We start from the raw sequence: 8,359 nt of genomic DNA on the forward strand, positions 1-8,359 counted from the left end.
TCTAGACAATCTTGCAAGCAAGATTGTGAGACTGTTGACTTTTGCAACAGTCTCACATTACGCAGGATGAGTTCATCCACGGCACACGATCAAGGAAATCGGAAGATTCCTCGGTGGAGATCTTCAAATTTCCAGTGAAGAACAAAAAAATTCTTCGGGACTTCGAAATCTTTCTTCCGAAGTTTCATTTCATTCTTCCGAAGTTTTATTTCCCAGCTCCGTGGAGAATTTTTGATTGCTCCGTGGAGCTTTCGGATTTCCTCGGGAGAGATTGCAATCAGCAGAGATGTAGAAGTAGCTAGAAAGGTGAGTCTATAGCGCTACCCATCAAGGTTGTAGCCCATATATCCACTAGAGGTCGTCATAGGTAGTCTCTAGAAGAGAGGATTGTAATGCATCGGGCCACATTCAAAGCGTCAGAGATTTCGGGAATCCTTGATTTTGCAACTCGTAGACGGACGGCTGAAGATCCTTTTGTCTCCAGTTTTTTATTCGTATCTTTGTAACGGTCTTGACGACCGCTTCACTGACAATTCATTTTCTAACTATAAAACAGGAATAAGCTATGAGACAATTCTCTCTACTCCTCCTCACACTCCTCTCGAGTCTCGTCATGGTCGCACAGAAGCCCCAGACAGAAGGCGAGAGCAACGAGTTTACCATCATCAAGCAGCTCCCCATTACCTCTATCAAGGATCAGGCAAACAGTGGTACCTGCTGGTCTTACTCTACGACAGGCTTCCTTGAGTCTGAAATACTTCGCAAGGGTGGTCCCGAGGTAGACCTCTCTGATATGTTTGTCGTCAACCATACTTACCGTGACAAGGCTGAGAAGTATGTCCGTCTACACGGCAAGGGCAACATTGCTCAGGGTGGCTCGTTCTACGATGTACTCTACGTGTTTGGCAATTACGGAGCTGTACCCGAAGAGCTTATGCGCGGGCTCAACTACGGTACGACCAAAAATGCTCACAGTGAGCTAGAGGCTGTCCTCAAAGGCATACTTGACGCTGTCGTAGCGAACCATAACGGTCGTCTCTCCACAGCCTGGAAGAGCGCTTACGACAAGGTCGTAGACACCTACCTAGGCGAGCTGCCTAAGGAGTTTACCTACCAGGGCAAGCGCTACACGCCCAAGAGCTTTGCTGAGAGCCTAGGCATCAAGGCTAGCGACTATGTTTCACTGACGAGCTACACGCACCACCCCTTCTACACAGCTTTCCCCATTGAGATTGAAGACAACTGGCGCTGGTCTAGCTCGTGGAATCTACCCATCAACGAGCTTATGCAGGTCATTGACAATGCAATTGAAAAGGGCTACCCCATCGCTTGGGGCGCTGACGTAAGCGAGGTAGGCTTCACACGTGACGGTATCGGCGTCCTAGCTGACGTAGAGGCTATCGAGACGAAGGGCTCTGACCAGGCTCGCTGGGTAGGTCTGAGCTACAGCGACAAAGCTGCCGAGATCCGTCGTATGATCAATCGTGCTGACTGCCCTGAGATCGAGCCAACACAGGAGTTCCGCCAGGAGGGCTTTGACAACTTTACCCTCACCGACGACCACGGTATGGTCATAATTGGCAAGGCTAAGAACCAGCTCGGTCGCCCCTTCTATATGATCAAGAACTCTTGGGGTGAGAGTGGCAAGTACAATGGCATCTGGTACGTATCTAAGAACTACGTAGCTGGTCGCACGATGAATATCGTCGTACATCGTGATGCTATCCCCGCAGCTATTGCTAAGAAGCTCGGTCTGAAGTAATCACTTCCCGCTAGACAACTAGAGAGTCCCCACACCAGTCTTGAGAGGCTGACGTGGGGGCTCTTTCTTTAATCTAGACTTACGTGACAAGGCTCTTATCATAACAATAATCTCCGCTTGCAATCGTTGTATTAGAGCCAGTCTTAGGGGGCAAACGGCATAAATTCGTCGGGCCGAAATTTGGCTGTTTCAAAATTTATTCCGACCTTTGGCGAGAAAGTAGGTATTGTTTTCTACCGTAAGTGACAGGTACGAGAGGAGCTATCTGCTATGGTATCAGTTTCTTTAATCCACTCATTATTGACAGACGCACATCATTTATCAATCAAGACTTTATGATAAGTAAAAGTAAGAGCTTTGTCGCCTTCGTGGGGCTTATCTTTGTGGCATGCACTCAGCTAGCAGCCCAGACACCCCACAAGACCTCATCACCACCCCTTAGGAGGGTCTCCCCGACGAGAGTCGTGACTGCACGTGACTCTCTCGGAGTCAGAAATCTGCTAGCCGATGGCTACAACATTATGACGGCAAGAGATGCCGAGACGCGCATATCCAATGCTGAGATGGAGCGCGCACTCGAGAGAGAGGCTCTCGAATACCCTGCAATAGATTTATATGGCGAAGACTCGTGGACTGACTGGGTAAACCCCTTTGCTGGGAAAAGTAGCCCACGTATCCCCGCTACATATGATATTGACTGCTCGGGATTCGTTATGCCTCTAGAGGGTACTATGCGTGTCACCTCCAACTATGGCTACCGTGCTCGCTATCGTCGTGAGCACAAGGGCATCGACCTAGCACTCCGCACAGGCGATGACGTACGAGCCGCCTTTGATGGTAAGGTACGCATCCGAGGCTACGAGCGTGGTGGCTACGGCAACTACATCGTCATACGTCACCCCAACGGTCTAGAGACTGTCTACGGACATATGAGCCGTTGCATAGCGCAGGAGGGACAGATCGTCAGAGCTGGGGAGGTCATCGGCAAGGGCGGTAGCACAGGTCGTAGTACAGGTCCGCACCTACACTTCGAGACCCGCTTCCTAGGCATTGACATCAATCCCGCACACATCATTGACTTCGGCGTAGGCGCTCCTCAGAGTGACTACTACACTTTCGTCGCTCCTAGAGGCTACAAGACCTATGCTTACGAGGAGAGTAAGGCTTCATCAGATACCCAGTACAAGGCGAAAGCGAAGAAGAACCGCGTCTCTGCCTCGCGTGCCCCACGGATATACCGAGTCAAGAAAGGCGATACCCTCTCAAGCATTGCCAAGAAGACTGGCACACCCGTAAGCCGACTCTGCAAGGCAAATAATATGTCCTCACGCGCTGTACTGCGTCCAGGACAGTCGCTAAAGTACTAGCACGCACACGTCTTCCTCACAGCGGGAGCTCCAATCCCCTTTGAGCGAAAGATAGATAACTCAAGTAGAATTAAGAGAGCAGGGTGTGTCCTCGGGTACACTTTGCTCTCGTTACATTTGCCCCCATAGTGATGCAACTACGATCCACTACTCTCTATGCTATACTCTTACTGCTACTTCCCCTGCAGGGATCGGCGCAAGAGGACACACTCAACGTCTTCCAAACTCTAGAGCTACTCCAGCAGGCGGAGCAGCGAGGAGAGGCTCGTTATGGAGTCTCCGTATGGCGCATTGACCAGCGACAGCCGCTCTTGAGCTACCATGCCACGGAGCGCTTTACACCAGCCTCGGTGACAAAGATCTTCTCCTCTGCCACAGCACTGATAGTCCTAGGCGCTGACTATCAGTTTCCCACTGAGATCGGTTACCGAGGTACCATCACAAGCGAAGGGGTGCTCGATGGCGACCTCATCATCGTAGGGCATGGCGATCCGTCACTTGAGTCAAAGCACTACCCACGTCGCAAGGGGATCTTTTACGACCAAGTCTACCTAGCACTGCAAAAGGCGGGCATCCGTCAGATACGTGGTCGCATCGTCGTTGATGCCTCGGCATACTGCGACGAGGGCTATCTAGAGGCGTGGCCTCGTGAGGACTGGGGCAGACGCTACGCACCAGCAGTCTATGGGGTCAACCTATGCGACAACATTATGCAGGTCGGCATCTCCGCTCAGGATGTGACAAGAGGAGCCACCGAGCCCTCCTACCTCCACCCCGCCACACCAGGACATGCGTGGCAGATAGACATCCAGTTGGTCAAGCGTGGCAATCAGCTAGCCATATCTGCAGATAGAGAGTCCCGCACCACACGACGCCTCTCGGGTCGCTTAGCTCGAGGTAGCTCTAAGCGTCAGGTCATCGCCTGCGATCTGAGCAATCCCGCTATGGCACTGGCACTGCAACTAGCAGAGCATCTCAAGCAGCGTGGCGTAGAGCTCTCCGAGTGCCAAAGCGTCGCTTACTATGATCGGTCTGCTCCAGTACTCACTACCCTACTGGACATCTATCTAAGTCCTCATATGAGCGAACTGATACGCACCTGCAACTTTCACAGCGTCAACCTCTACGCAGAGGCTCTCCTCCGCAGCATAGGCAACCACTTTGCCACGGTGCAGCAAGGCGGGTGCTTCTCAACGAGCCAAGCCCTAAGACAAGAGATGAACTACTGGCGAGAGACCTGCGCCCTCCCTGCCGATCAGCTAGAACTCTACGATGGCTCTGGGCTATCGCCTCGTAGCAAGCTGTCGCCCCATGCCCTAACGGCCGCTCTGAGACAGGTCTACCAGCTACCATTGCCTATCTCAGATCCCTTTATCCTCTCCTTACCACAAGTAGGATGCCAAGGCACCGTGCGCCACTTACTACCAGCATCAAGCCTCACCGCCTACTTCAAGAGTGGCTCCATACGAGGCGTGCAAAACTATGCCGGCTACGTCAGCTACAAGGGCCACACCTACTGCGTCTCCCTCCTCGCCAACAACATGCGCCATCGCCCCACCACCCGTAGCACCATGAGGCGAGTGCTAGAGACGCTCTTTCCCCCTCTCCCAGCGCCAAGCACTTCTAAGCCTTGAAACCTTCGTAACAGTCTCATTTTTGCTACCTTTGTGGTAGACATCGGCACTAAGCCGTCATTCATCATAAGAACTTTATGAGTACGCAACAATTCAAACGCACTTTAGTCACCACGGCCCTCCCTTATGCCAATGGGCCTGTACATATCGGACACCTAGCAGGAGTCTACGTTCCTGCCGACATATACGTTCGCTACAAGCGTATGAAGGGCGACGAGGTCCTCTTCATCGGCGGTAGCGATGAGCACGGCGTACCTATCGCTATCAAGGCAAAAGCCGAGGGCGTCTCTCCCCAAGAGATCGTAGACCGCTACCATACATTGATCAAGGAGTCGTTCGCTCGCCTAGGTATCGACTTTGACATCTATTCGCGCACCACATCCGAGACGCACGAGAAGACGGCGAGCGCATTCTTTACCAAGCTCTACGAGTCGGGCAAGCTGATTGAGCAGACCTCGGAGCAGTACTACGACCCTGAGGCTAAGCAGTTTCTCGCAGACCGCTACATCACGGGTACCTGTCCGCATTGCCACAACGAGCGCGCCTATGGTGACCAATGCGAGGCGTGTGGCACCTCCCTCTCGGCGACCGATCTGATCAATCCTCATAGCGCTATATCAGGGGCTAAGCCTGAGCTACGAGAGACGAAGCACTGGTACCTCCCACTGGGCGACTACGAGAGCTTCCTCCGCAAGTGGATCCTCGAGGGGCACAAGGAGTGGAAACCCAATGTCTACGGTCAGTGCAAGAGCTGGCTGGACCTAGGACTACAGCCACGTGCCGTGACGCGGGACCTAGACTGGGGTATCCCCGTACCGCTCCAAGGGGCTGAGGGCAAAGTACTCTACGTATGGTTTGATGCGCCTATCGGCTACATATCCAATACGAAGGAGCTACTTCCTGACAGCTGGCGCACCTGGTGGTGTGACCCTGAGACCCGCATGATCCACTTCATCGGCAAGGACAATATCGTCTTCCACTGCATCATCTTCCCCGCCATGCTAAAGGCGGAGGGCTCGTTTAACCTACCAGACAATGTACCGGCGAACGAATTCCTCAACCTCGAGGGTGACAAGATCTCGACCAGTCGCAACTGGGCTATCTGGCTCCACGAGTACCTTGACGAGATGCCTGGCAAGGAGGACGTGCTACGTTATGTCTTGACAGCCAATGCGCCTGAGACCAAGGACAATGACTTCACATGGCGTGACTACCAAGCGCGTAATAACAATGAGTTGGTCGCTATCTACGGCAACTTCGTGAACCGTGCATTGGTGCTGACACACAAATACTTCGACGGCAAGGTGCCTCCGCTGGGTCATCTCACAGAGATCGACGAAGAGATGCTCCGCGAGGTGGCAACCATACCCGCAGAACTGGACGATCAGCTGGAGCACTTCCACTTTAGAGAGGCGCTCAAGACCGCTATGCAGCTGGCTCGCATCGGCAATAAGTACCTCGCCGACACGGAACCCTGGAAGGTGATCAAGAGCGACCCCGACCGTGTCGCTACGATCCTGCACTTAGCTTTGCAACTGGTGGGCAATCTGTCGATTGCTTTTGCGCCCTTCACACCTTTCTCCACACGTCGACTCCTCAGTATGCTACAAATTGAGGAGAGAGGCTTTGCTTTCTCCCGCTTTGGCGCTACAGATCTACTTCCCGAGGGGCATCAGCTGGGTACGCCCGAACTGCTCTTTGAGAAGATTGAGGACGAGGTGATTCAGACACAACTGGACAAGCTCGCTGCGATCAAGAAGCTTAACGAGGAGCAGAACCGTCACCCCGAGGCTCTGCTGGAGGATGTGCCATTTGACACATTTACCAAGAGCGATATGCGTGCAGGTCGTATTCTAGCTTGCGAGAAGGTTCCCAAGGCGGACAAGCTCCTGCGCTTCTCCATCGATGATGGCATGGGCGGACGAACGATCGTCTCGGGCATCGCTCAGTACTACAAGCCGGAGGAGCTGGTAGGCAAGACCGTCGCCTTCGTTGCTAACCTTCCCGTGCGCAAGATACGTGGCGTCGGGTCGCAAGGTATGATCATCTCGGTCGAGGACTACAAGACGGGACAGCTACAGGTGGTCACGCTGCCTGACACGATAGCGCCTGGTAGCAAACTGGTCTAGCCTCATAGCGACATGCGCATCCCTCTAGTCAACCTTCCCCAAGAACATCGCCCCTACCAAGCTGAGCTCGATAGTAGCATCGGGAGGGTTGTCGCCTCGGGTGGATACATCGGCGGTGAGGAGGTGCGTGCGTTTGAGGCGGAGCTGGCGGCCTACCTGGGGCTGGCTCCGTGGAGTGTCATCAGCTGTGGCAACGGGAGCGATGCACTTCTGCTGGCTCTGGCTGCGCTAGAGCTACCCCGTGGTGGCGAGGTAATCATTGCTACGCACAACTATGTGGCGGCTGCCGAGGCGGTCTGTCATTTAGGGCTCCGACCTGTCTGGGCTGACGTGATGCCCTCGCTGAGTAGCGATGGGCGTGTCTCCTTTCAGATGAATGGTTCGCCAGACTATCTGGAGTCACTTCTCACCCCTCGGACGGTGGCACTCATAGCGGTCAATATGTACGGTATGCCCTGCCCCGCAGTCGAGCTGGCGCACTTCTGCAAGCGACATCAGATCCCGTGGATTGAGGACAATGCACAGGGGATGGGTGGCGTAGTCGAGGAAGTTTCGGGATGCATAATTACTCCTGTACCGCTAGGCACACGAGCTACGATCGGCACGACGAGCTTCTTTCCGACGAAGCCGCTAGGCTGTATGGGCGACGGGGGCGCTGCTTTCGTACCGCATGACCAGCAACTGGCGGAGCGTTTGCGCCAACTGGCCAACCACGGACAGCGCACACGTTACCAGTACGAGCGGTGTGGCTACAACAGCCGTCTCGATGCGCTCCAAGCAGCTGTACTACGGGTTAAGCTAGGTCACCTGAACGAGGCGAATCGACGACGTAGCTTGCTAGCCGACCGCTACGACGAGTTGCTGGCGGACCTTCCGATGGTGAGACGTCCGTGGCGTAGTGGGGACCGACCCGAAGCGCTCTACCTCTACACAATCTGCGTACCCTCTGACAAGCGGGACGGACTACTCAACGAATTGCGTACAGCGGGCATCGACGCACGGGTCTACTACCCGCAGATGCTTCACCAGATAGCGGCCTACAACGCCGGCTCCTCTGAGGCTTCCTGCCCCATAGCGGAGGAGCTCCAGAAGACGATGCTCTCGCTACCGATAGCCCCAACGACCTTCTACTTGCAGGTTAGAGAGATCTGCGAGCGGATCAGACAATTTCTACTATAAAAGCCTTTACCCCCACTATGACAGCGAACCACAGCGACCTAACAACCTTCGCTCTTAAGCCACTCCACAGCCCGCTCCGCTGGATCGTCGTGGGGTGCGGACACATTGGCCGTCGGCACATGGAGCATATCTCAAAGCATCCGCAGACGCAGTTGGTCGGGATGGTCGACGTGCTACCCGCTGCGGAGTGTGGCGCTGCACAGTTTGCTGAGATTCCCTTTTACCAAAGCGTGGAGGAGCTGCTGGAGCGTGGAGGAGAGACCTTTGATGTCGCGTCGATCTGCGTTC

General features: G+C 54.2%; 6 protein-coding genes. All 6 read left to right on the forward strand.

All coding sequences use genetic code 11. The annotated features are described in order from the left end of the window. Positions 1–565: 565 nt before the first annotated feature. Complete coding sequence (locus Q0X57_RS06405; RefSeq protein WP_297729205.1) at positions 566–1,762, forward strand: C1 family peptidase; 1,197 nt, start codon at positions 566–568, stop codon at positions 1,760–1,762. A gap of 335 nt (positions 1,763–2,097) precedes the next feature. Continuing rightward, positions 2,098–3,129, forward strand: a complete 1,032-nt coding sequence (locus Q0X57_RS06410; RefSeq protein WP_297729207.1) for a peptidoglycan DD-metalloendopeptidase family protein — start codon at positions 2,098–2,100, stop codon at positions 3,127–3,129. Between the two features lie 131 nt (positions 3,130–3,260). Then, positions 3,261–4,763 (forward strand): D-alanyl-D-alanine carboxypeptidase/D-alanyl-D-alanine-endopeptidase, encoded by a 1,503-nt coding sequence (gene dacB / locus Q0X57_RS06415; protein ID WP_297729211.1) that lies wholly within the window; start codon positions 3,261–3,263, stop codon positions 4,761–4,763. Between the two features lie 77 nt (positions 4,764–4,840). Next, positions 4,841–6,892 (forward strand): methionine--tRNA ligase, encoded by a 2,052-nt coding sequence (metG, locus tag Q0X57_RS06420; RefSeq protein ID WP_297729214.1) that lies wholly within the window; start codon positions 4,841–4,843, stop codon positions 6,890–6,892. A 12-nt stretch (positions 6,893–6,904) separates the two neighbouring features. Then, positions 6,905–8,071, forward strand: a complete 1,167-nt coding sequence (locus Q0X57_RS06425) for a DegT/DnrJ/EryC1/StrS family aminotransferase (RefSeq protein WP_297729217.1) — start codon at positions 6,905–6,907, stop codon at positions 8,069–8,071. 17 nt (positions 8,072–8,088) lie between these two features. After that, positions 8,089–8,359: Gfo/Idh/MocA family oxidoreductase (locus Q0X57_RS06430; protein ID WP_297729220.1), on the forward strand; the 271-nt coding region annotated here is incomplete at its 3' end.

The sequence above is a fragment of the uncultured Porphyromonas sp. genome (genome assembly GCF_947254915.1).
Lineage (GTDB): Bacteria > Bacteroidota > Bacteroidia > Bacteroidales > Porphyromonadaceae > Porphyromonas.

What these genes read in the sequence shown, in the direction of transcription:
- Q0X57_RS06405 (WP_297729205.1), top strand. Translation starts at nt 566, where the DNA reads ATGAGACAATTCTCTCTACTCCTCCTCACACTCCTCTCGAGTCTCGTC.
- Q0X57_RS06410 (WP_297729207.1), top strand. Translation starts at nt 2,098, where the DNA reads ATGATAAGTAAAAGTAAGAGCTTTGTCGCCTTCGTGGGGCTTATCTTT.
- dacB (WP_297729211.1), top strand. Translation starts at nt 3,261, where the DNA reads ATGCAACTACGATCCACTACTCTCTATGCTATACTCTTACTGCTACTT.
- metG (WP_297729214.1), top strand. Translation starts at nt 4,841, where the DNA reads ATGAGTACGCAACAATTCAAACGCACTTTAGTCACCACGGCCCTCCCT.
- Q0X57_RS06425 (WP_297729217.1), top strand. Translation starts at nt 6,905, where the DNA reads ATGCGCATCCCTCTAGTCAACCTTCCCCAAGAACATCGCCCCTACCAA.